Raw genomic sequence first — 23538 nt, forward strand, 5'->3', positions numbered from 1 at the left:
TCACACTTATTTGTTAGCGTCGATGTCTTTCAGTCAGGGAGAAAATGCCGATGAAGTACGCACCGAAAATGCTCGCTGTGGTTCTTGGATTGGGCTTGGCCGCTCACGCATTCGCCACCGACCTGAAGCACTGGCCGGCGGATCAGGCCAAGGCACTCGACGCGATGATCGCGGCCAACGCCAACAAGGGTAACTACGCGGTGTTCGACATGGACAACACCAGCTACCGATACGACCTTGAAGAGTCTTTGCTGCCGTTCATGGAAAACAAGGGCCTGATCACCCGCGACAAGCTCGATCCCTCCCTGAAACTGATGCCGTTCAAGGACACCGCTGACCATAAGGAAAGCCTGTTCAGTTACTACTATCGCCTGTGCGAAGTCGACGACATGGTCTGCTACCCGTGGGTAGCGCAGGTGTTCTCCGGCTTCACTCTCAAGGAACTCAAGGGCTACGTCGATGAGCTGATGGCGTCGGGCAAACCGGTGCCGGCCACTTACTACGAAGGCGATGTGGTGAAGAAACTCGACGTCAACCCGCCGAAGATCTTCACCGGCCAGCAAGAGCTGTACAACAAGCTGATGGAGAACGGCATCGAGGTCTACGTGATGACCGCCGCTTCCGAAGAACTGGTGCGCATGGTCGCGGCTGATCCGAAGTACGGCTACAACGTCAAACCGCAGAATGTGATCGGCGTGACCACGTTGCTGAAGAACCGCGAAACCGGCGAGCTGACGACTGCGCGCAAGCAGATCACCGCCGGCAAGTATGACGAGAAGGCCAACCTCGGCCTCGAACTGACCCCGTACCTGTGGACCCCGGCGACCTGGATGGCCGGCAAACACGCGGCGATCCTGACCTACATTGATGAGTGGAAAAAACCGGTACTGGTGGGCGGCGACACCCCGAGCAGCGACGGCTACATGCTGTTCCACGATGTGGATGTGGCCAAGGGCGGCATTCACTTGTGGGTCAACCGCAAGGACAAATACATGACCCAGCTCAACGGCATGATGGCCAAACACGCAGCGGCGCAGGCCAAGGAAGGGTTGCCGGTGACGGCGGACAAAAACTGGGTGATCGTCAAGCCTGAAGAAATCCAGTAAGCCCCCAATCCCTGTTGGAACTCAGATTCCAGAATCACTGACAGTCCCTTGTGGGAGCGGGCTTGCTCGCGAAGAGGGAGTGTCAGGCGGGAGATTTTTTGACCGGTAGAACGCTTTCGCGAGCAAGCCCGCTCCCACAGTTTTGATCTTCATTGTTTTTGGATCAGGCAAAAAAATGCCCCGCACTTTGGCAGGGCATTTTTGTTTTTGCGATTGACGCTTACAGCCCGTCGAGCATCGCCTTGTTACGCACCGCACCCTTGTCGGCGCTGGTCGCCAGCAGGGCGTAGGCCTTCAGGGCGGTGGTCACTTTGCGTGGACGCTGCTCGACCGGTTTCCAGCCTTTCTTGTCCTGTTCGACCCGGCGTGCAGCCAGTTCTTCATCGCTGACCAACAGGTTGATCGAGCGGTTCGGGATGTCGATCAGCACTTTGTCGCCGTCCTGCACCAGACCGATCGCGCCACCGGCCGCAGCCTCTGGCGAAGCGTGGCCGATCGACAGGCCGGAAGTACCGCCAGAGAAACGACCGTCGGTGAGCAACGCACAGGCTTTGCCCAGACCTTTGGACTTCAGGTACGAGGTCGGGTAGAGCATTTCCTGCATGCCCGGGCCGCCTTTCGGGCCTTCGTAGCGAATGATGACGATGTCGCCTTCCTTCACTTCGTCGGCGAGGATGCCGCGCACCGCGCTGTCCTGGCTTTCGAAGATCTTCGCGTTGCCTTCGAAGACGTGGATCGACTCGTCGACGCCGGCGGTTTTCACCACGCAGCCGTCGAGAGCGATGTTGCCGTACAGCACGGCCAGGCCGCCTTCTTTCGAATAGGCGTGTTCGAAGCTGCGGATGCAGCCGTTTTCACGGTCGTCGTCGAGGGTTTCCCAACGGGTCGACTGGCTGAACGCGGTCTGGGTCGGGATGCCCGCCGGGCCGGCCTTGAAGAAGTGATGCACGGCTTCATCGGTGGTCTGGGTGATGTCCCACTTGGCGATGGCTTCTTCCATGCTGCGGCTGTGCACGGTCGGCAGGTCGGTGTGCAGCAGGCCGCCACGGGCCAGCGAACCGAGGATGCTGAAGATGCCGCCAGCGCGGTGCACGTCTTCCATGTGGTACTTCTGGATGTTCGGCGCGACCTTGCACAGTTGCGGCACGCTGCGCGAGAGACGGTCGATGTCGCGCAGGTCGAAATCGATCTCGGCTTCCTGGGCGGCAGCCAGCAGGTGCAGGATGGTGTTGGTAGAACCGCCCATGGCGATGTCGAGCATCATCGCGTTCTCGAACGCCTTGAAGTTGGCGATGTTGCGCGGCAGCACGGACTCGTCGTTTTCGCCGTAGTAACGCTTGCACAGCTCGACGATGGTGCGGCCGGCCTGCAGGAACAGTTGTTCGCGGTCGCTGTGGGTCGCGAGGGTCGAACCGTTGCCCGGCAATGCCAGGCCCAGCGCTTCGGTCAGGCAGTTCATCGAGTTGGCGGTGAACATGCCGGAGCACGAGCCGCAGGTCGGGCAGGCGCTGCGCTCGTACTCGGCAACCTTCTCGTCAGAAGCGCTGGAGTCGGCGGCGATCACCATGGCGTCGACGAGGTCGAGGCCGTGGGAAGCGAGTTTGGTCTTGCCAGCTTCCATCGGGCCGCCGGAAACGAAGATCACCGGAATGTTCAGGCGCAAAGCGGCCATCAACATGCCCGGGGTGATCTTGTCGCAGTTGGAGATGCAGACGATGGCGTCGGCGCAGTGGGCGTTGACCATGTACTCGACGGAGTCGGCGATGATCTCGCGGCTCGGCAGCGAATAGAGCATGCCGTCGTGACCCATGGCGATGCCGTCATCCACGGCGATGGTGTTGAATTCTTTCGCTACGCCACCGGCGCGTTCGATTTCCCGGGCAACCAGTTGACCGAGGTCTTTGAGGTGCACGTGGCCCGGCACGAACTGGGTGAAGGAGTTGGCAATGGCGATGATCGGCTTCTTGAAGTCGTCATCTTTCATCCCGGTGGCGCGCCACAGTGCGCGGGCGCCGGCCATGTTGCGGCCGTGGGTGGATGTTTTCGAGCGGTAATCTGGCATGGAGCACTCCGGGCGGCTAATCAGGTATCAAAAGGGAGTGAGCTTCTATTGACGTCTGGAACACTCAGAAATGGCCGTGTGTCCTGGATGTTGCCGATGACTTTGCGGGATCGCCGCTTGCCTCAGCCTGAGCTCATAAACCCGCCGGGGGATGAATGGCGATGAATCAGCCGATTCTACACCGCTGGCGTCTGGAGGGAATGGCGCAAAGTGTTGTTCCAGTGCCGACGGTGCGTATGGCATGACGACCGGCAGGCTCAATCGCTGCCAGAGGGCGTGACGGCGCCGTTCTCGATAATACTGGCGCGATGGCTGATCCTCTTGTTCAGCGCCAGCGCGATGCAACTCAGCAGGACAAAACAGTAGCCGAGGGTGGCCTGCAGGTTGCCCGGACTCAGGCTGATCAGCGCACTGATCAACCCGCCGCAAATGAAGATGATCGTGCTACCGGCCGAGGCCGAAGTACCGGCGTTCTCCGGAAACAGGCCCATGGCGCGTGAGGTGGCGGCCGGGCGTGCAATGGTGGTGCCGGCGGTGCAGATCAGCATCGGGATCAATACCGTGACGGGCGAGAGTGCGAAGTACTGCGACAGTAATAGCATCACCAGCCCTGCCAGCAGAATCAGGCCCAACCCGGCCACGATCTGTTGCGCAGAGCTGATGCGCCGGCTCAACAGCGTGGCGGCAATCCCGCCGGTCACATACGCCGCACCGTAGATCAGCAGGATCAGTGAGAAGTCATAGGCTGAGAGCTGTAACTGATCCATGAAGATCAACGGCGAAATGACGATGAACGAGAAGTGGCAGGCGAACGCGAAAGCCGAAATCAGCCAGTAGCCGACGAACTCGAAATCCCCCAGCACCCGTCGATAGGCGCTGAGAAAGTTGAGCGGTGTGCCCTTGGCGACTGGCCGACCGCCGTCCAGAAACAGCCAGGCCTTGAGCAACACCACCGCCGCCAGTGCGATGAACAGCCAGAAGCTGCCACGCCAGCCCAGGGTCGCCTGCAGAAAGGTTCCGGCCAGCGGTGATATGGAGATGAAGATCCCGGTGGCGGTCACCATCAGGATCCGCAGGCGATCGCGCTCTGCGCCCTCGAACAGATCCTGCACCAGCGCCTGTGACAGGACGAAACAGCCACAACCGATGGCCTGCACGATGCGAAAGGTCATGAACAATGTGTAGTCGCTGGTCATTACGCAGCCGATAGCGCCGAGGATTGAGACAGCCATGCCGGCGAGCAGCAAGCCCTTGCGCCCGATGACGTCGGACAACGGCCCGATCAGCAGTTGGGCAAAGGCGATGCCCACCGCGAACAGGCTGATCGACAGGGCGATGTCGGTCGGAGTGCTGGCGAAGTGTTCGGCCAGCGCCGGGAACGACGGCAGCAGGACGTCCAGCGGAAACACCCCCAGCAGCACCATGGCCAAAAGCAGGCTGATCGCCCCGCGTCGTTGTCGGGTCGTTACCACCGTTCTTCCTTCAAGCATCGATCAGTCCTGCCTTGGCGAAAAGTTTGCGGTTGTTGGGTAGCGCGAAGAATCCGGCTTTTTCGAGTGCAGCAAGCGTAGCCGTCGCTCCGGATCGGGCACGCTGGCGGCTGGCCTGTTCGTTGGTCAGGCTGTCGAGGATTTCCTTGATTGCACCTTCGCCAATGCCGGCGCGGCGCAGGCTTTGGTGCAGCCATTGCTCGTCGACTTCGAAGAAGGTCGCCAGGGTCTCCAGCAAGGTTCTGGCCGCAAAGGCGCGCTGGCGGCTGTTCAGGGTCAACCAGAGGTAGTGGAAGACTTCGGAAAAAAACCGGCTGTGGCGCGCTTCGTCAGCGAGGTGGTCGCGCAACATGTCGTTAACGCTGCTGACCAGCGTTTCCCGACACACATCCAGCAACTCCCGGGCAATGATGGTTTCGGAGACGAAGCCGAGCAGAAACCATGCCAGCGGGCGTTTGCTCTCCGGCGTTCGGGCGATCTGACCGGTCAGGCGGGTGATGCGCAGCGGCATCTGTGGACGACCGGTGAAACCATGCAGTTCGGCGATCTGTTCGGCCAGATGATGGGAGAACAATGCGTGATAACCCTCGTCGGTATAGAGCTGCAGCGCGGCGGTTTTCATCCTTGACGGAATGTGCGCGGGCAACTCACCGTGGACGATGGTTTCCACGGCGCGGTTGACGATGCGGTGTTCCAGCAGCGTGGTGTAGTCGAGAAAGTGCACCAGGTGGTTGGCAGCCAGCCGATGCATGACCTTGCCGCCTGCGGCTTCGATCGCCGGGTGGGACAGATACGGCAGGAATGCCGGCGGAAACCAGAAGCGGGTTTGCAGTTGCAACTGCAGGTCTGCCGGCAACTGGTAGTCGTGCCGGCTGGTGCGTACCGAAGCGTGGTTGTTCCAGTCGCCGAGGGTGAATCGAAGTGCCCAGGACTCTGGCGCTTCGGGCTGATCCACGGTTGATGTGCTCATTTGCGCGTCTCCTGCAACAGGTCGCGCATTTCCTGACACATCGCCTGACCGTCGCTGGCGCCGCAGCCGACAAAGAACAACGGTTGTTCAGCGCTGCCTTCGAGTTTGAGCAGGGCTTCGACCTGGCGGTCGGCGAATGCCCCGGTCAGCCACGTTCCCAGGCCCAGCGCTGTGGCCACCAGTTGAAAGGTTTGCGACAGATGACCCGCCTCGACAAACGCCATGCGATAGGCGCGTGAGTGTTCATACTTCCACCAGAGCTTGTCGAAACGAGCGGTGATGAACAGACCCAGTGGCAGGTTATTGATGAAGTGCTGACCCGCCAGCAAATGGCCGAGCGCGGGTTCGGGCAATGGATTGACCCGGCTGAGTGCATGTTCTGCCGGGTGATAGGCATAAATGCCCGGTTCCAGGCCCTCGATATTGCGTGCCAGGAGAAACCCTTCACAGGCATTCAACCCGCCACCCGACGGACTGCTGCGACGGGCGCCGAGGCCTTGGGCGATGCTCTCGTCGCGGTCATTGTCGCGATGGCGAAGAAAGCCCAGCGAGAGGTAAAGCAGTGTACCGACGTCATTGAGGGTGATCGCTGCGCCAGTGAAAGAGCGGCAGGTTTTTCTCAGGCGCAGGACATTGCCCAAGCTGGCAACGGTCAGGGCCGCAGAGGCGGGCAGGGTGATCAGAGGTTTGTCTTGATGGATCGGGCGATCTTGCGCGGGTGCCGGTGTGGTCAGCACGGCGCTGCAATGGTTCAGGTATTGCCTGGACCACTCGTGAATATTCTGGGGTATCTGTTCGCAGGGAATGTTCTGGGTGCCAATATGATAAATCTTCGACAATTCATCCCAGCCCCATGGCGGACTGTCTATTTTTGCAACGGTTAATATGCCCGCGTTCAGAAGTTGTGAGTCTATGATATTGCGTCTGTCGAACTGTTCCGGATTGTTGATAAGTTGTGCAAGTCGACAGGAGTAAGTCAGGTCCAGTTCATGCTGAGTGTGATCTTTATAGTTCCAGACTATTTGTCCGGGTGTGCGCGGCAATATGAATAAGTAAGGATTGATGTGCATGTTGTATTCATCGCTCTGGAAATAGTCGAAAGAACGCTGGGGTGCCGGCACTCCCCAGCGTTCTGGCTAACTTAGCGGGCTTTAGGCGCAACCAGGAAGGCCAGGTTTGCGATTTGGTTGGTTTCCAGAGTAATTGCTTTCATAAGTATGAACTCCTTGTTCATTGAGAGTGAATGTCACCGTCGTGGTGACAACTTAATAATAGGTTGTAATGAATTATTGGCAAGTGATACTTGGGTAGGAAATTTCTATTAATTTTGTCGGAGTGGGCGTGCTGCAAGGGCAAACTTGTAAGTATTAGATGTTGAAATGTAATTCGCAGGGAAATGTCCTGCATGCATGTAGGAAGTTAGTTGTAGGAAAGAGGAAGAAATTCGACGACATTGCATCGCCGTAAAGCCAACGGGAAGCCCGCAGGCTCCCCGTTTCATGGGCCGATCAGCTGTTAGGCAGCAGGCGGCAGGTGATGCTCTTGATGTAGCGAGTCTCGGCGATGGCCGGGTGTACCGGGTGGTCCGGGCCCTGACCGCCGCGCTCGAGCATCTGGATGTTGCGGTCCAGGTGACGGGCGCTGGTCAGCAGGATGTTTTGCAGATCGTCCTCTGGCAGGTGCATGGAGCACGAAGCGCTGACCAGAATGCCGTCCTTGGTCAGCAGGCGCATGGCTTGCTCGTTCAGACGACGGTAGGCGCCTTCACCGTTCTTCATGTCTTTCTTGCGCTTGATGAACGCTGGCGGGTCGGCAACGATCACGTCGAAACGCTCTTCGCTGGCCTTGAGTTCCTTCAGCGCTTCGAAGACGTCGCCTTCGATGCAGGTCATCTTGTCGGCGAAGCCGTTCAGCGCGGCGTTACGCTCGACGCCGTCGAGGGCGAAGCCCGATGCGTCGACGCAGAATACTTCGCTGGCACCGAACGCCGCAGCCTGCACGCCCCAGCCACCGATGTAGCTATAGAGGTCGAGGACGCGTTTGCCTTTGGCGTAAGGGGCGAGGCGGGCGCGGTTCATGCGGTGGTCGTAGAACCAGCCGGTTTTCTGGCCACCAATGACCGGCGCTTCGAATTTCACGCCGTTCTCTTCCAGGGCCACCCACTCCGGCACCAGACCGAACACGGTTTCGACGTAGCGGTTGAGGCCTTCGGCGTCACGGGCGGCAGAATCGTTCTTGAACAGGATGCCGCTTGGCTTGAGCACTTGGGTCAGTGCAGCGATCACGTCATCTTTATGCGCTTCCATGGTCGCCGAGGCGATCTGCACCACGAGGATGTCGCCGAAACGGTCGACCACCAGACCCGGCAGCAGGTCGGAGTCGCCGTAGACCAGGCGGTAGAACGGCTTGTCGAACAGGCGCTCGCGCAGCGACAGGGCCACGTTCAGGCGGTGTACCAGCAGCGACTTGTCCAGTGCCAGTTTGATGTCACGCGACAGCAGGCGCGCGCAGATCAGGTTGTTCGGGCTCATCGCGACGATGCCCAGCGGCTTGCCGCCCGCGGCTTCGAGGATCGCCTGATCGCCGGCCTTGAAGCCGTGCAGTGGCGTGGCGGCCACATCGATTTCGTTGCTGTAGACCCACAAGTGGCCGTTGCGCAGGCGACGGTCGGCGTTGGCTTTGAGGCGCAGGCTAGGCAGGGACATGACGTCGCTCCGGAAAAAAGAGCGGGAGTATACCGTGTTGCTCGGCCCGATTGGCTGGTGAGTGGACATGTGGCAAGTCATTGCCGGTGGAAGACATTACCTGTGGCGAGGGGATTTATCCCCGATCGGCTGCGCAGCAGCCGCAAACCCCCAACGCAGTTTTCTGACTGACCGCGTAAGTCGATCTGGGACAGCTGCGCTGTCCATCGGGGATAAACCTCCTCACCACATAAACTCACAAGCCCACAGATCAGGCAGAGAGCGCGTCGATCAACTCACGGTTGAACGCTGGAATATCGTCCGGCTGACGGCTGCTGATCAGATGACCGTCCTTGACCACTTCCTTGTCGACCCAGTTGGCCCCGGCATTCACCAGATCATCCTTGAGCGTCTTGTAGCTGGTCAGGGTCTTGCCATTGACCAGCCCGGCGGAAATCAGCAGCCAGCTGCCGTGGCAGATCACCGCGATTGGTTTGCCGGCGGAGGCGCCGGTTTTGACCAGATGCTGGGCATCCTGATCGATGCGGATGGTGTCGGAGTTCTGCACGCCACCCGGCAGGACGATCGCGTCGTACTGCTCGCTGCTGGCGCCTTGAAAGGTCTGATCGACCTTGAAGTCATCCGCCGGCTTGTCGTGGTTCCAGCCTTTGACCTTGCCGGCCTCGGCGGAAAGGATGTCGACCTGGGCGCCGGCCTGTTCCAGTGCTTGCTTGGGCCCGGTCAGTTCGACCTGTTCGAAACCGTCTGTTACTAAAATGGCGACGCGTTTGCCAGTGAGGGAAGTAGCCATCGATAAGCTCCTGAGTCTGCGGGAAAATACCGCCGAGCCGGTGCTTGATTGTCCGGTCGGCCTTACAAAGTCCGAAGCCTGAGCGTGAATGAAAGTTCCTGACAATTGCCCACTGGTGTGTCGTCCTGCGGTTTTTAGAGGTTAGAATCGCCGCCTGTCCCAGAGTGTGTACTTATGTCCCAAGAGCTGACCACCGAACAGATTCAACAATCCCTGCAAGGCATCAGCGTGCCGGCGCAGCCGCAGATCATGGTGGATCTGCAGATGGAGCAGTACATGCCCGACCCGGACCTGGAGGTGATCGCCAAGCTGATCGCCCAGGATCCCGGCCTGTCCGGTTCTCTGCTGAAAATCGTCAACTCGCCGTATTACGGCCTGAGCAACAAGATCACTTCGATCCAGCGTGCGGTGAATCTGTTGGGCAGCCGTTCGATCATCAACCTGATCAACGCGCAGTCGATCAAGGGCGAGATGAACGATGACACCATCGTCACCCTCAACCGTTTCTGGGACACCGCCCAGGACGTGGCGATGACCTGCCTGACCCTGGCCAAGCGCATCGGCACCCAGGCCGGCGACGAAGCTTATGCCTTGGGGCTGTTCCACGACTGCGGCGTGCCGTTGATGCTGCAGCGCTTCCCCAACTACATGTCGGTACTGGAAAAGGCTTACGCCAATGCCAGCGCCGAATGCCGGGTGGTGGACACCGAGAACGCCGAGTTCAATACCAACCACGCCGTGGTCGGCTACTACACCGCCAAGTCGTGGCGCCTGCCGGAACACGTCAGCACGGCGATCGCCAATCACCACAATGCGCTGGCGATCTTCAGCGACGAATCCTCGCGCAACAGCCAGATGAAGAATCTGCTGGCGATCCTGAAGATGGCCGAGCACATCTGTGCGTCTTACCGGGTACTGGGCAATCAGACCGAAGACCACGAGTGGAACAGCATCGGCCCGCTTATTCTCGATTACGTCGGTCTGTCGGACTACGATTTCGAAACCCTCAAACAGACGATCCGCGACCTCGGCGCGCATTGATTCGAGGACACCATGCCTGAATTGCCGGAAGTCGAAACCACCCGCCGGGGCATTGCTCCGCACCTGGAAGGCCAGCGCGTCAGCCGGGTGATCGTGCGGGATCGCCGGCTGCGCTGGCCGATCCCCGAAGACCTCGATGTGCGCCTGTCCGGGCAGCGCATCGTGCTGGTCGAGCGGCGGGCCAAGTATTTGTTGATCAATGCCGAAGTCGGCACGTTGATCAGCCACCTGGGCATGTCGGGCAACTTGCGGCTGGTGGAAGTCGGGTTGCCGGCGCTCAAGCATGAGCACGTCGATATCGAACTGGAATCCGGTCTGGCGTTGCGCTACACCGATCCGCGCCGCTTCGGTGCGATGCTGTGGAGTACCGATCCGCTCAATCACGAACTGCTGATTCGCCTCGGGCCGGAGCCGTTGACCGATCTGTTCGACGGCGAGCGCCTGTTCCAGCTGTCGCGTGGGCGTTCGATGGCGGTCAAGCCGTTCATCATGGACAACGCGGTGGTGGTAGGCGTCGGCAATATTTACGCGACCGAAGCGCTGTTCGCCGCCGGGATCGATCCGCGCCGCGAAGCCAAGAGCATCTCCCGCGCGCGGTATCTGAAGCTGGCGATCGAGATCAAACGCATCCTCGCCGCAGCCATCGAACGCGGCGGCACTACGTTGCGGGATTTCATCGGCGGTGACGGGCAGCCCGGCTACTTCCAGCAGGAACTGTTTGTCTATGGTCGCGGTGGTGAGCACTGCAAGGTCTGCGGTACTGGCCTGCGGGAAGTGAAGCTGGGGCAACGGGCCAGTGTGTTCTGTCCGCGCTGCCAGACCTGAGGCAAAAATCTGAAAAAGTCCTACGGTCTATAGTGAGTGGTCTCACTGTTCAGCCCGAAGGATCGTGCCATGAAGTCCTTGCAAGTCCTGTTTGCAACACTGCTGCTGTGTTCCAGCCTGGCCGTTCAGGCCACGGAGCACGGCAGCGGTGATCCGCGCTACACCATCCAGAACCCTCCCGCCTACGCCATGATTGGCGATTTGCTGATTGCCCGACCTTTATTGGTGGTGGCAACGGTGCTGGGTGCGGGGGTGTTTGTGGTGTCATTGCCGTTTACCGCGCTGGGTGGCGGGATTGGCGATGCGGGGCAGGCGTTGGTTGTTGATCCGGCGAAAGCTGCTTTTGTGCGGTGTCTGGGGTGTACGGGGGAGGGGTTTGAGCAGCGTGAGTGAGCTGATCAGGGTTTTGCGCTGCTGCTGATGGCCCTTTCGCGAGCAAGCTCGCTCCCACATTGGAGCGCATTTCAAATGTGGGAGCGGGCTTGCTCGCGAAGAGGCCCGGAAGAGCGCTACAAAACGTTCAGATCAGGCCTTGCCGGTGATCTTGCGGTATTTCTCCATCAACTGTTCTTCAGTCTCCGGATGCGCCTCGTCCAGCGGAATGCAATCCACCGGGCAGACCTGTTGGCACTGCGGTTCGTCGTAATGGCCGACGCACTGGGTGCACAGGTTCGGGTCGATCACATAGATCTCTTCGCCTTGAGAAATGGCGGCGTTCGGGCACTCGGGTTCGCAGACGTCGCAGTTGATGCAATCGTCGGTGATGATCAGGGACATGCTAACTCCAGCCGGGGCGGCAGGCCCGGGCGCAATAAATCAATGCGCGCAATTGTGCCGCATTGGCGCCCGCAGTGCACGCGGGCGCCGTTTGAACGGTCGTTACTTCTTGAAGCGCAGGGTCAGGGCATCGGCCACGGCCGGGTGCACGAACTTGCTGATATCGCCGCCCAGCGCGGCGATTTCCCGCACCAGCGTCGAGGAAATGAACGAATAACGCTCGGACGGGGTGAGAAACAGACTCTCGACGTCCGGGGCCAACTGGCGGTTCATGTTGGCCAGCTGGAATTCGTATTCGAAGTCCGACACCGCACGCAGGCCACGCAGGAACACATTGGCGTTCTGTTCCTTGGCGAAATGCGCCAGCAGCGTCGAGAAGCCGACCACTTCGACGTTGGGCAGGTGTTTGGTGACCTCGCGAGCCAGCTCAACCCGTTGTTCCAGCGGGAACAGCGGGTTTTTCTTCGGGCTGGCGGCGACCGCAATGATCACGTGATCGAACAGGCGCGAGGCGCGTTCGACCAGATCGCCATGCCCTTTGGTAATAGGGTCGAAGGTACCTGGGTACAACACTCGGTTCATCGCGTCGTCCTGGCGGGAGTCCGTTGGGGAGTCGGATGGTATCGCAGCCGTCCCGGTCGGCCAAGTCGCCTGTTGGGTAAGAAAGCACTATAGACGACGCGATAAACCGGTTTTTTCACGGATTTCTCAGCCGATCGGCGAGGGCTGTCGCCAGCTGCGCGGTCAGGCCATACACCGACAATTGCGGGTTGGCGCCAATGCTGGTGGGGAACAGCGAGCCATCGTGAATCGACAGATTGCTCAGTTGATGATGCCGGCCAAGGCTGTCGGTGACTGCGTTTTTCGGGTCTTCACCCATTGCGCAACCGCCCATCACGTGGGCACTGCCCAGCCGCGTGCGATACAGCTCAAGGCTCAGACCGTTGATCAGCGTGCGCGCTTCGGCCAGGGTTTTCACGTAGCGCGCATCGGCGTGCATCGGCATCACGGCTTTGGCGCCGCCGGCAAACTGGATCTCGGCCATGCTGTGAAAGGCGCGGCGCAGGCCCTCCCAGGCATAAGGCGAGACTTGATAGTCGAGCACCGGCGAGCCATCACCGCGCAGTTCGACACTGCCGCCGGGGCTGTCCGGGTGGAAACCGTCGCGCAGCAACGCGAGCATCGCGTGGGTGTGCGGCAGGTCGGCCATGTGTTCGGCATTCTGCTGGCCGAAACCGCCGAGCAAGGTCGCGGCCAGTGCCGGTTGCAGTGGTGGCACTTCGAGTTTGTAGCCCATCGGCCCACTGGTGCCGTCCTTCCACTGGAAATGATCCGAGTAGATCGACTGCGGCGCGCCGTAGAACGGGTTGATCACCTCGTCGAAACGCCCGGCGGACATGTTCACCAGATGCAGGAACGTGCGTTTGCCGAGGCGCTGATGCGGATCCGGTGCATCCGAGCGCAGCAGCAGTGCCGGGCTGTTGATGCCACCGCCGGCCAGCACGTAATGCCGGGCCTTGACCGTGATTTTGCGTCCGGTCGGCGCGACGCAGCGCTCGTCCATCGCCACGCATTGCAGGCCAGTGATCTTGTCGCCACTGATCAGTAGTTTTTCCGCGCGGGCCAGGTACAGCAACTCGCCGCCCTTTTCCAGCGTCGCCGGGATGGTGGTGACCAGCATCGACTGCTTGGCGTTGGTCGGGCAGCCCATGCCGCAATAACCGAGGTTCCAGCAGCCACGCACGTTGCGCGGGATCACGTGCCAGCTGTAGCCGAGATGCTCGCAGCCCTTGCGGATCACGTCGTTGTTGGCATTGGGCGGGACCATCCACGGCGCGACGCCGAGGCGCTGTTCCATTTTTTCGAACCACGGCGCCATCTCGGCCGGGCTGTGACCTTTGACGTTGTGCTCCCTGGCCCAGTGCTCGAGCGTCGGCTCGGGCGTGCGGAAACTCGACGTCCAGTTGATCAGCGTGGTGCCGCCCACCGCGCGGCCCTGGAGGATGGTGATCGCGCCGTCCTTGCTCATGCGGCCGATGCCTTCCTGATAGAGGCTGCTGTAGGCCTGGTCTTCGAGCATTTTGAAGTCGGAACTGGTCTTGAGCGGGCCTTCTTCGATCAGCAGCACTTTGTAACCGGCGGCGCTGAGGATTTCTGCCGTGGTGCCGCCACCGGCACCGCTGCCGATGATCGCCACATCGGCTTGCAGCGTCAGGTCGGCGGTCAGCTGTGCGCCGTTGTAGGTTTTCCAGCCACGGGCGAGGCCTTCGCGGAACGGGTCGGGTACGGGCATTGATCAGGTTCTCTTGTTCTTGTTGTTCTTGCGGGTCCCTTCGCGAGCAGGCTCGCTCCCACATTTGCACCGCAGCCCCCTGTGGGAGCGAGCCTGCTCGCGAAGGGCGCGACTCGGTTTCAAACAGTAGGCGGGCCGGGGTAGCCGCAATGGCCCCAGGACTCGGCGCGGGTGTACCAGGCCATCATCACCATCTGCTGCAATGAGCTGTGGCCCATGCGCAGCAGGCTCAATGAACTGTTCTGCCAGCGCTCGAGGAAGTGGCGCATTGCCTCGGGGCTGGCGTTTTCCCAACTGCCCCAAATGCCCGTGAGCGGCCCGCGGGTGACCGCCATGGCCAGCACGTCGAACAATTGCCGGGTGAGTTTGAGCATCTCCGGCGACAGGTGATCGAGGCTGTAATCCAGCGATTTGAGGGTGCCATCGACGGCGCCGGGCATTTTTTCGCTCGCCACGGCGCCTTCGAGCATCACCGGAATCAGTGCGCGCAGAAACAGCAGGTCGCCGTCGCGCAAAGTGACGAAGCCATTGGCCGCGACACTTGATGAACAACCACTGAGGCTGGCGCCGAGGCCGGCGGTGGCGAGAAATGCTGTGGCACCAAGGCTGAACTTCAGCAGGCCACGGCGCGACAGGGCAGGTGTATCGGTCAGGCTTGGGTGCATTGTTGTTATTACCCGGCGGTGACGATGATTAGCGGATGAACAGCTTCTGGATCAGCTTCTGAATCGATTTGCCGTAAGGCGGGTAAATCAGCCTGGCGGCATTGAAGCGCTGTTTGATCAGCACGCCTTTGGCCTTGCTGAAGGTCAGGAAACCTTCGTGGCCGTGATAGTGGCCCATGCCCGACGGGCCGATGCCGCCGAACGGCATGTCGTCCTGCGCCACGTGCAGCAGGGTGTCGTTCAGGCACACGCCGCCGGAGTGGGTTTCGTGCAGCACGCGATCCTGCTCGCGCTTGTCGTAGCCAAAGTAGTAAAGCGCCAGAGGACGCGGGCGCTGATTGATGTAGGCAAACGCCTGATCGAGATCCTGATACGGCACGATCGGCAGCAACGGGCCGAAGATTTCGTCCTGCATCACGGTCATCTCGTCAGTGACATTGAGCAGCAGGCTGTGCGGCATGCGCCGGCCCTGGCCCTGTTCGAACAGCGGGATCAGCAGCGCGCCCTTGCTCGTGGCGTCGCTGACATAACCGTTGAGCCGGGCCAGTTGGCGCTCGTTGATGATCGCGGTGTAGTCCGGGTTGTCGGCGAGGGTTGGATAGAAACTGTTGACCACCTGACGATAGGCCTCGACGAACGCGCCGACGCGGTCTTGCGGCACCAGCACGTAATCGGGGGCGACGCAGGTCTGCCCGGCATTCAGGGTTTTACCGAAGGCGATGCGTTCGGCGGCGTCCTTGAGCGGCACGTCGCGGGAGACGATGGCCGGGGACTTGCCGCCGAGTTCGAGGGTCACCGGGGTCAGGTTTTCCGCTGCGGCGCGCATCACGTGTTTGCCGATGCTGGTGGCGCCGGTGAACAGCAGGTGATCAAAGCGCAGACGGGAAAACGCCACGCCGACATCGGCCTCGCCAAGCACCACGCAGACCAGATCTTCGGGGAAAATTCGCCCCAGCAGGGTTTTGAGCAACTGGCCGGTGGCCGGGGTCGATTCGCTGAGCTTGAGCATCACCCGGTTACCCGCCGCCAGTGCGCCGACCAGCGGGCCGATGGCCAGGTACAACGGGTAGTTCCACGGGACGATGATGCCGATTACGCCGAGCGGCTGATACACGACTTTCGCCGACGCCGGTTGAAAGGCCATGCCGACTTTGCGTCGCGACGACTTCATCCAGCCCTTGAGATGGCGGCTGGCGTAATGAATGCCGTGCAGGCTGGGCATCAGTTCGGCGAGCAGGGTTTCATCGGCACTGCGATGACTGAAATCTGCGCTGATAGCGTCAATCAGGGCCTGGCGCTCATCGCTGAGCAACTCGCGCAACGCCTTGAGCCACTGCTGGCGCTGGTCTGCCGCTGGCATCGGGTTGGCGGCATAGGCGGCGCGCTGTGCCGCGAACAGCCGATCCAGCTCTTCCAGGGGCTGTTGCAGTGTTTGCAGATAAGCAATGTCGGCAGTCATCGTCGGCTCCGGATTTATTGTAGTGATGACTTTCTAGAGTCTATGCTCTAGAAAGTCAAATGACTTCCCGACACAGCTTTGTTTTATCCAGTTCCGGTTAGGTCGTAAGATGCCCCTCACCGCACTCTGAATTAAAGCTCAAGCCATGGCCCCACGAATAAAAACCAGCGAGCGCATCGTGCAGAACAGCCTTGAACTGTTCAATCAGCAGGGCGAGCGCAGCATCAGCACCAATCACATAGCCGCGCACATGGAGATTTCTCCGGGCAATCTGTACTACCACTTCCCGAACAAGCAGGCGATCATCGCCGTGCTGTTCAGTGAGTACGAGACGCTTGTGGACAGCTTTCTGCGCCCGCCGCAGGGGCGTGCCGCCACCGTCGAAGACAAGCGCTATTACCTCAAGGAGCTGCTGTCGGCGATGTGGGGCTACCGCTTTCTGCATCGCGATCTCGAACACCTGCTCGACAGCGACCCTGATCTGGCCGCGCGCTACCGACGTTTTTCCCAGCGCTGCGTGATTCAGGGCATGGCGATCTACGAAGGCTTCGTCGCCGCCGGCATTCTCAAGATGGATCGGGTGCAGATCGAATCCCTGACGATCAATGCCTGGATCATCCTCACCTCGTGGGTGCGCTTTCTGTGCACCACCCGGGAAAACTCCAACCACCTCAGCGAACAGGCCATCAAGCGTGGCGTGTATCAGGTGCTGGTGCTGGAGGCCGGATTCGTCACCGATCAGGCCCGCGAAGAGGTGAATGCCTTGTTCGACGAGTTCTACGTGCCGCTGGCCCAGGCCCTCGAGGAAGGGCGCTAAACCATTTCGAAGTCGCTCACAGGAGTCCGTTATGCCGATTGCGCAACTGCTCAGCCCGAATGCACTGGATGCCCGCAAGGAGCAGCCGGGGCTGGTGATTCTCGATTGCCGTTTTGCCCTTGAAGACCCGGATTACGGGCAGCGCAGCTACGCCGAAGGGCACATTGCCGGCGCCCGTTTCGCCGACCTTGAGCGTGACCTCAGTGGCAAGGTGGTCAAAGGCGTGACCGGGCGCCACCCGCTGCCCGAGCCGGCGGCATTGATCGAGCGCCTACAGGCCTGGGGCATCAATGCCGACAGCGATGTGGTTTTGTACGACGACGGCCCCGGTGCCTATGCGGCTCGCGCCTGGTGGTTGCTGGCGTGGCTGGGCAAGCGCGATGGCGTATTCATTCTCGACGGCGGGCTCAAGGCCTGGCACGCGGCGGGTCTGCCGCTGAGCCTGGATGCGCCATCGGTCACCCGGGGCAACTTCAGCGGCAAACCGGACATGGGCCTTCTGCTGAGCGCCGAGCAATTGCAGAAGCGCCTTGATCAGCCATCGCTGACGTTGCTCGACGCCCGGGCCTTGCCGCGCTTCAAGGGTGAGGTGGAGCCGATCGATCCGATTGCCGGGCACATTCCCGGCGCGCAATGCGCAGCGTTTACCGAGAATCTCGGCAGCGACGGGCGATTCCTGCCGGCGGAGCAGCTCAAGCAGCGCTTTGCCGCGAAACTCGGCGAGCGTTCGCCTTCGGAGCTGGTCGCCTATTGCGGCTCCGGGGTGACGGCTTGTCACAACCTGTTTGCGTTGTGCCTGGCGGGGTATCCGCTGGGTTCGCTGTATGCCGGGTCGTGGAGTGAGTGGATCAACGAGCCTTCCCGAGTCATCGCCACGGGCGAATAAAGTCACCATACCCCCAATGTGGGAGCGAGCAAGCCCGCTCCCACAGGGGTTAATCGTCGCTGACAGGTTGTCGGGCACTGCGATACGCCGCCGGCCCCACGCCATACACCTGCTTGAACTGCCGGCTCAGATGACTCTGGTCGGCAAAACCCAACTGCATGGCGACTTCCACCGGCAGGCAACCGTGCTGCAATAAACCCCGGGCCGTGGCGATGCGCTGCTGCATCAGCCAGGTGTGCGGCGGCATGCCGGTGGCGCGGCGGAACACCCGGGCGAAGTGAAAGGGCGACAGGTTGACCGCGGCCGCCAGTTCTTCCAGCGACGGCGGCGCAGCGAGTTGGGCATGCAGCAGCTCCTTGGCCATCACCACCGCGCGGTGTTCTTTTCCCGGTTTGCCGTTGATCTGCACCGCCGCATGCCGCTGCAACAGCAGCATCATCATCTCGCGCCATACCGTTTGCTGTTGCAGCGCGGTGGCGGGGCTTTCCAGCAAGCGATGCAACTGACAGAAACCGTTGACCAGATCCGGGTCGCGGTACAGCGTCGCGCCGAAGGCCGGCATCGGCGCGGTGGGCAGTTCCAGTTCTTCGAGCAGTGAAACGATCTGTCCGGTATCGGGATAAAACGCCCGGTACAGCCAGCCGTCCTCGGTGCCCTTGTGCCCCGTGTGCAATTCGTCCGGGTTGATCAGCACCAGGGTGCCGCTGCCAGCCAGGTGTTCGGCACCGCGATAGCGATAACGCTGGGCACCGGCCATGATCATGCCGATCACATAACCGTCGTGGACGTGCGGGGCGAAGCGATGCTCGATGTAGCGCGCCGACAGCAACTCGACCCCGGCCAGCGGCGCGGTTTGCCAGAACCGGATCGACTCGCCCTGATCGCTCATGACGTCACACGGGCCAGCCATTGCGGGATGCGCCGTTCCAGGTAGTAACCGGGCTGGCGCAACGTGCCATCGACAAAGCCGACATGCCCACCCTTGGCCTGCAGCTCGAACTGCGTGGTGGCGGACAACTCCTCGGCCGTCGGCAGGCTGTGGGTGAACACGAACGGATCGTCGGCGGCTTGAATGATCAGGGTCGGGGTGCGGATCTCGCCGAGAAAGTAGCGACTCGACGCCCGGCGATAGTAATCCTCGGCATCGGTAAAACCGTGCAGCGGCGCAGTGATCCGGCCATCGAAGTCCCAGAAGGTGCGCATGTTCTCCAGCGAACCGAGCGCCGCCAGAGCCGCCAGGCCATCCTCGCGTCCGTCATGCTGGAACTGGCGTTGCTTGTTCTTGATGTAGGCGACCATCTCGCGCATGAAGTGCGCCTGATAGACCTTGGAGAAGCCTTGGCCAATGCGGTCTGCACACTGATCAAGACGAAACGGCACCGACACCGCCACTGCCCCGAGCACGCCGCTGTCGCTGCCGGTCTCGCCCAGATGCTTGAGCAACACATTGCCGCCGAGGGAATAGCCGACTGCATATAGCGGCGCCAGTGGCCGCTTGGCGCGCAGGTGTCTGATGGCTTCGGCGAGGTCTTCGCTGGCGCCGGAGTGGTAGCTGCGTGGCAGCAGGTTGGGTTCGCCGGAGCAGCCGCGCCAGTTCAGCGCGACACTGGCCCAGCCTTGCGCGGCGAGTGCTGCCTGAATCCCGGCAACGTAAGGCGAATTCGAAGAACCGGTCAGCCCATGCAGCACCAGTACCAGCGGCGCCTCGGCGCTGTGCGGGCCGTGCCAGTCGAGATCGAGGAAATCCCCGTCGTCCAGCCACAGGCGTTCACGCTCGCGATCCAGGTGGACGGTTTTGCGCCATAGCGGCCCCCACAAGGTTTGCAGGTGCGGATTGCCGAGGCCGAAGGCGGGGGTGAAGCGTTCTGAGGAAGCGGGCACGATGGTTCTCGATGCAGCTTTGTGGGCAGAGTACGCACGCTTTTGTGGTGAGGGAGCTTGCTCCCGCTGGACTGCGCAGCAGGCCTCGCTGCTGAAAAAGGGGCCGCTACGCGACCCAGCGGGAGCAAGCTCCCTCGTCACAGATTTAGCGCAAACTTTCAGTTAACCGGCGATCTCTGCCATACGTTGCCACAACGCGTAGTACACCCGCCCGGATTTCTGCTCGCGGTGCAGGCGCCAGTTGCCCGGCAGACCCAGCGTCGAAGGCGCGGTCTCGCTTTCAGTGTAGATCCACGAATCCGGCGCCAGCCATTGGCGCTCTTCCAGCAGGGTGCAGACGGCCGGAAGCAGGTTCTGGTTGAACGGTGGATCGAGGAACACCAGGTCGAACGGCGTGGCGACCTGGGTTTCCAGATAACGCAGCGCGTCCGCGGTTTGCACCTGGCCGTTGGTGCAGCGCAGGGTACCGAGGTGTTCTTTCAGGCTCGAAACAGCAACGTGGCTGGCATCCAGCGCCTGACCCATGGCCGCGCCACGCGACAGTGCTTCAAGAAACAGCGCGCCGCTGCCGGCGAACGGGTCCAGCACCTTGGCCCCGGCCACATACGGTGCGAGCCAGTTGAACAGGGTCTCACGCACGCGATCCGGTGTCGGGCGCAGGCCGGGTGCATCGGGGAAGCTCAGTTTACGGCTGCGCCATTCGCCGCCGATGATGCGCAACTGGTTCACGCCGTTGTGAACGTTCTGCGCAGGTTTTTTAGGACGAGTAGCCATTAATGCTCCGGAACCCCGAGCGGTTGCTCGGCGGGTTTATCAGATGGGGCCGGTAACGGCTTTTGCGGCACGGTCGGGCCAGCGCTGACGATGACCAGTTTGTCCGTGCTCAGGTGTTTGTTCATCGCGTCTTTGACCTGCTCGACAGTCAGGCTCTGGGACTGACGCATGAAGTCGTCCAGATAGCTCAACGGCAGATTATAGAAGCCCATGGCGCCCAGTTGGCCGACGATATCGGCGTTGCTTGCGGTGGACAGCGGGAAGCTGCCGGCCAGCTCGCGCTTGGCGTCGTCGAGTTCTTTCTGGGTCGGGCCGGTCTTCAGATAATCGGCGAGCACGTCCTGCACCAGTTTCAGCGTGCCTTCGCTCATTTCCGCGCGGGTTTGCAGGTTGATCATGAACGGGCCGCGAGCCTGCATCGGGCTGAAACCCGAGTACACGCCGTAGGTCAGGCCACGCTTCTCGCGCACTTCGCTCATCAGGCGGGTGCCGAAACCGCCGCCACCGAGGATCTGGTTGCCCATCGACAGCGCCGCGTAATCCGGGTCGTTACGGTCGATGCCCAGCTGCGCGAGCAGCAGGTTGGTCTGCTTCGACGGGAACTCGATGTGATTGACGCTGGCTTTCGGTTCCTGCGGCTGGGCGATTTTCGTCAGCGCCGGGCCTTTAGGCAGGGCGCCGGAGACCTGATTGGCAATCGCCTCGGCTTCGGCGCGAGACAAGTCACCGACCAGCGCGATCACCACGTTGCCGGCCGCGTAGGCCTTGGCGTGGAATTCACGCAGTTGCGCCAGAGTGATCTTCGGCACGCTCTGCGCATTGCCGTCACTGGAGTGCGCGTATGGGTGATCGCCGTACAAACGCTTCATCAGCTCGAGGCTGGCGAGTTTGCCGGGGTTCTGTTTCTGGTATTCGAAACCGGCGAGCATCTGGTTCTTGATGCGCGCGAAGGAGTCGGCCGGAAAGGTCGGTTTGCCCACCACTTCGGAGAACAGCTTCAGCGCCGGTTCACGTTGCTCGGCGGCACTCAGGCTGCGCAGCGAAGCCAGCGCCATGTCCTTGTAGGCGCCGTTGCCGAAATCCGCACCGAGGCCTTCGAAGCCTTGGGCGATGGCGCCGACGTCTTTGCCGGCCACGCCTTCGTTGAGCATGGCGTTGGTCAGGACTGCCAGGCCCGGTGCATTGCCGTCCTGACTGCTGCCGGCGGCGAAGATCAGGCGCATGTCGAACATCGGCAGCTCATGGGCTTCGACGAACAGCACCTTGGCGCCTTCGGCGGTGTTCCAGGTCTGCACGTCGAGCTTGCGGCTGGCCGGGGCCTTGCCATCGAGTTCGGCCAGCGATTGCAGCTTCTGGGTGGTCTTGGCGTTGTCCAGTGCTTCGCTGGCGCCGGTTTTGACACCGGGCATCAGATAGAACGCGGCGGAGCCGATGACCGCCACGGCGATCAGGCCGAGCAACAGGCGTGGGGATTTGCGCTCACTCATGAGTCGTCTCCAGTGGCAGGACGTGGGCGACGCTGAGACGTTCGCGGGTGAAATACAGCTTGGCGGCGTTCTGGATGTCTTGCGGGGTCACGCTTTCCAGGTCAGCAAGTTCGGTATCCATCAACTTCCACGACAGTCCGACCGTTTCCAGTTGGCCGATGGCGGTGGCCTGACTGGTGATCGAATCACGTTCGAACACCAGACCGGCAATCACTTGTGCCCGCACGCGCTCGAGTTCTTCGGCGGACGGTGCGGTGGTTTTCAGCTGTTCCAGCAGTTTCCACAGACCGGCTTCAGCTTGCGCCATGGTCTTTTTCTTCTGGGTGTTCGGCGTCGCCGACAGGGTGAACAGGCTGTCGCCACGGGTGTAGGCGTCGTAGCTCGACGAACCGCCCGAGACCAACTCTTCACCGCGCTCCAGTTGCGTCGGGATGCGCCCGCTGTAACCGCCGTCGAGCAGCGCCGAGATCAGGCGCAGGGCGTTGACCGAGCGCTTGTCTTCAGCAGTGGCAATGCTTGGCACGTTGAAGCCGAGCATCAGGCTGGGAAGTTGGGTCTGCACATGCAGGGTGATCTGGCGCTCACCCGGCTCGGCCAGTTCCAGCGGTTTCTTCGCCGGTGGCACGTCGCGCTTGGCAATCGGCCCGAAGTAGCGTTGGGCGAGGGTCTTCACTTCATCGGGGGTGACGTCGCCGACCACTACCAGCGTGGCGTTGTTTGGCACATACCAGGACTGATACCAGTGGCGCAGCTCTTCGACCTTCATCCGGTCCAGGTCGGCCATCCAGCCGATGGTCGGTGTGTGGTAGCCGCTGGCCGGGTAAGCCATCGCCTTGTAACGCTCGTAAGCCTTGGACATCGGCTTATCGTCAGTGCGCAGGCGACGCTCTTCCTTGATGACTTCGATTTCCTTGGCGAACTCCTCAGCCGGCAGGCGCAGATTGGCCATGCGGTCGGCTTCCAGTTCGAACGCTACGCCCAGACGGTCGCGGGCCAGCACTTGGTAATAAGCGGTGAAATCGTCGCTGGTGAAGGCGTTTTCTTCGGCGCCCAGGTCGCGCAGGATCAGCGAGGCTTCGCCGGGACCGACTTTCTCGCTGCCCTTGAACATCATGTGCTCAAGCGCGTGGGACAGGCCGGTCTGGCCCGGAGTTTCGTAGCTGGAACCGACCTTGTACCAGACCTGCGACACCACCACCGGCGCGCGATGGTCTTCGCGCACGACGACCTTCAGGCCATTGTCGAGGGTGAATTCGTGGGTCGGTTGCGGGTCGGCCGCCAGGGCCGAAAGGGGCAGGCAGACTGTGCTGAGCAGCAGGCCTGCAGCGCGGCGGGCTAGAGCATTCATTCGTTTTTTAACCTGTTGGGCTGCCCGCTTGGTCTTAGCGTCGGCGGGCGAGAGGGTGCTAGGATACTGATCCGTTTTACCGGCGACCACGCCTATCAGGTTTTCAGGCCTGATGCGGTTGTATAGGTTGGCGGCAGAAAGCTGCGGTTTATCGACTAGACT

22 protein-coding genes are annotated in these 23538 nt (G+C 61.2%); 6 read left to right on the forward strand and 16 right to left on the reverse strand.

The genetic code is table 11. From position 1 onward, the window contains the following. Positions 1-50: 50 nt before the first annotated feature. Positions 51-1106 (forward strand): HAD family hydrolase, encoded by a 1056-nt coding sequence (locus AC3WMV_RS20100; protein ID WP_103368028.1) that lies wholly within the window; start codon positions 51-53, stop codon positions 1104-1106. 220 nt (positions 1107-1326) lie between these two features. On the opposite strand, the gene ilvD is transcribed toward AC3WMV_RS20100, so the two are convergent. The 6 genes from ilvD to AC3WMV_RS20130 form a co-directional block, all read right to left on the reverse strand. Beyond that, positions 1327-3168 carry a dihydroxy-acid dehydratase gene (ilvD, locus tag AC3WMV_RS20105; protein ID WP_007964170.1) on the reverse strand — a complete coding sequence of 614 codons (1842 nt, stop codon included), beginning with the start codon at positions 3166-3168 and terminating at the stop codon, positions 1327-1329. 257 nt (positions 3169-3425) lie between these two features. Next, positions 3426-4658 carry an MFS transporter gene (locus AC3WMV_RS20110; protein ID WP_103368027.1) on the reverse strand — a complete coding sequence of 411 codons (1233 nt, stop codon included), beginning with the start codon at positions 4656-4658 and terminating at the stop codon, positions 3426-3428. Continuing rightward, positions 4651-5628: a diiron oxygenase gene (locus AC3WMV_RS20115; protein ID WP_103368026.1), complete on the reverse strand. Its 978-nt coding sequence runs from the start codon at positions 5626-5628 to the stop codon at positions 4651-4653. The genes AC3WMV_RS20110 and AC3WMV_RS20115 overlap by 8 nt, the downstream gene beginning before the upstream one ends. Further along, on the reverse strand, positions 5625-6698 hold the full coding sequence (locus AC3WMV_RS20120; RefSeq protein WP_103368089.1) for a SagB family peptide dehydrogenase: 1074 nt from the start codon (positions 6696-6698) through the stop codon (positions 5625-5627). Before AC3WMV_RS20120 ends, AC3WMV_RS20115 begins: the two co-directional genes overlap by 4 nt. Before the next feature lie 438 nt (positions 6699-7136). Continuing rightward, a complete protein-coding gene (locus AC3WMV_RS20125; RefSeq protein ID WP_047596614.1) occupies positions 7137-8333 on the reverse strand; it encodes a class I SAM-dependent rRNA methyltransferase in 1197 nt (398 codons plus the stop codon). Positions 8334-8583: 250 nt separating this feature from the next. Then, the gene (locus AC3WMV_RS20130; RefSeq protein WP_103368025.1) at positions 8584-9123 is read right to left on the reverse strand and encodes a type 1 glutamine amidotransferase domain-containing protein; all 540 of its coding nucleotides are present in this window, start codon (positions 9121-9123) and stop codon (positions 8584-8586) included. A 228-nt stretch (positions 9124-9351) separates the two neighbouring features. Between AC3WMV_RS20130 and AC3WMV_RS20135 the strand changes: the two genes are divergently transcribed. The 3 genes from AC3WMV_RS20135 to AC3WMV_RS20145 all read left to right on the forward strand — a co-directional run bounded on the left by AC3WMV_RS20135 (position 9352) and on the right by AC3WMV_RS20145 (position 11382). Continuing rightward, positions 9352-10164 carry an HDOD domain-containing protein gene (locus AC3WMV_RS20135; RefSeq protein ID WP_171061892.1) on the forward strand — a complete coding sequence of 271 codons (813 nt, stop codon included), beginning with the start codon at positions 9352-9354 and terminating at the stop codon, positions 10162-10164. Between the two features lie 12 nt (positions 10165-10176). Beyond that, on the forward strand, positions 10177-10989 hold the full coding sequence (gene mutM / locus AC3WMV_RS20140) for a bifunctional DNA-formamidopyrimidine glycosylase/DNA-(apurinic or apyrimidinic site) lyase (protein ID WP_003229159.1): 813 nt from the start codon (positions 10177-10179) through the stop codon (positions 10987-10989). Positions 10990-11058: 69 nt separating this feature from the next. After that, the gene (locus AC3WMV_RS20145; protein WP_103368024.1) at positions 11059-11382 is read left to right on the forward strand and encodes a multidrug transporter; all 324 of its coding nucleotides are present in this window, start codon (positions 11059-11061) and stop codon (positions 11380-11382) included. A 132-nt stretch (positions 11383-11514) separates the two neighbouring features. Here AC3WMV_RS20145 and AC3WMV_RS20150 read toward each other — a convergent pair whose 3' ends face one another. From AC3WMV_RS20150 to AC3WMV_RS20170, 5 genes are all read right to left on the reverse strand, one after another. Beyond that, positions 11515-11766 (reverse strand): YfhL family 4Fe-4S dicluster ferredoxin, encoded by a 252-nt coding sequence (locus AC3WMV_RS20150; RefSeq protein WP_003195146.1) that lies wholly within the window; start codon positions 11764-11766, stop codon positions 11515-11517. A gap of 102 nt (positions 11767-11868) precedes the next feature. Further along, complete coding sequence (coaD, locus tag AC3WMV_RS20155; protein ID WP_003229157.1) at positions 11869-12348, reverse strand: pantetheine-phosphate adenylyltransferase; 480 nt, start codon at positions 12346-12348, stop codon at positions 11869-11871. 115 nt (positions 12349-12463) lie between these two features. After that, on the reverse strand, positions 12464-14059 hold the full coding sequence (locus AC3WMV_RS20160) for a GMC family oxidoreductase (protein ID WP_103368023.1): 1596 nt from the start codon (positions 14057-14059) through the stop codon (positions 12464-12466). Between the two features lie 119 nt (positions 14060-14178). After that, on the reverse strand, positions 14179-14724 hold the full coding sequence (locus tag AC3WMV_RS20165) for a hypothetical protein (RefSeq protein WP_027610560.1): 546 nt from the start codon (positions 14722-14724) through the stop codon (positions 14179-14181). Positions 14725-14752: 28 nt separating this feature from the next. Further along, positions 14753-16183: a coniferyl aldehyde dehydrogenase gene (locus AC3WMV_RS20170; protein WP_027610561.1), complete on the reverse strand. Its 1431-nt coding sequence runs from the start codon at positions 16181-16183 to the stop codon at positions 14753-14755. Positions 16184-16328: 145 nt separating this feature from the next. Between AC3WMV_RS20170 and AC3WMV_RS20175 the strand changes: the two genes are divergently transcribed. Further along, the gene (locus AC3WMV_RS20175; RefSeq protein ID WP_027610562.1) at positions 16329-17000 is read left to right on the forward strand and encodes a TetR/AcrR family transcriptional regulator; all 672 of its coding nucleotides are present in this window, start codon (positions 16329-16331) and stop codon (positions 16998-17000) included. Positions 17001-17031: 31 nt separating this feature from the next. Next, positions 17032-17886 (forward strand): sulfurtransferase, encoded by an 855-nt coding sequence (locus AC3WMV_RS20180; protein WP_103368022.1) that lies wholly within the window; start codon positions 17032-17034, stop codon positions 17884-17886. Positions 17887-17935: 49 nt separating this feature from the next. Here the strand turns inward: AC3WMV_RS20180 and AC3WMV_RS20185 are convergent, their stop codons facing one another. From AC3WMV_RS20185 to AC3WMV_RS20205, 5 genes are all read right to left on the reverse strand, one after another. After that, entirely contained in the window at positions 17936-18775 is an 840-nt protein-coding gene (locus AC3WMV_RS20185) for an AraC family transcriptional regulator (protein WP_103368021.1), read from the reverse strand. Then, positions 18772-19767 carry a hydrolase gene (locus AC3WMV_RS20190; protein WP_103368020.1) on the reverse strand — a complete coding sequence of 332 codons (996 nt, stop codon included), beginning with the start codon at positions 19765-19767 and terminating at the stop codon, positions 18772-18774. Before AC3WMV_RS20190 ends, AC3WMV_RS20185 begins: the two co-directional genes overlap by 4 nt. A 162-nt stretch (positions 19768-19929) precedes the next feature. Beyond that, the gene (gene rsmD, locus AC3WMV_RS20195; protein WP_027610566.1) at positions 19930-20541 is read right to left on the reverse strand and encodes a 16S rRNA (guanine(966)-N(2))-methyltransferase RsmD; all 612 of its coding nucleotides are present in this window, start codon (positions 20539-20541) and stop codon (positions 19930-19932) included. Then, positions 20541-22028: a M16 family metallopeptidase gene (locus tag AC3WMV_RS20200; RefSeq protein WP_027610567.1), complete on the reverse strand. Its 1488-nt coding sequence runs from the start codon at positions 22026-22028 to the stop codon at positions 20541-20543. The genes rsmD and AC3WMV_RS20200 overlap by 1 nt, the downstream gene beginning before the upstream one ends. Next, a complete protein-coding gene (locus AC3WMV_RS20205; protein ID WP_027610568.1) occupies positions 22021-23376 on the reverse strand; it encodes a M16 family metallopeptidase in 1356 nt (451 codons plus the stop codon). Before AC3WMV_RS20205 ends, AC3WMV_RS20200 begins: the two co-directional genes overlap by 8 nt. Positions 23377-23538: the final 162 nt, after the last annotated feature.

This window comes from Pseudomonas sp. FW305-3-2-15-E-TSA4 (assembly GCF_058787295.1).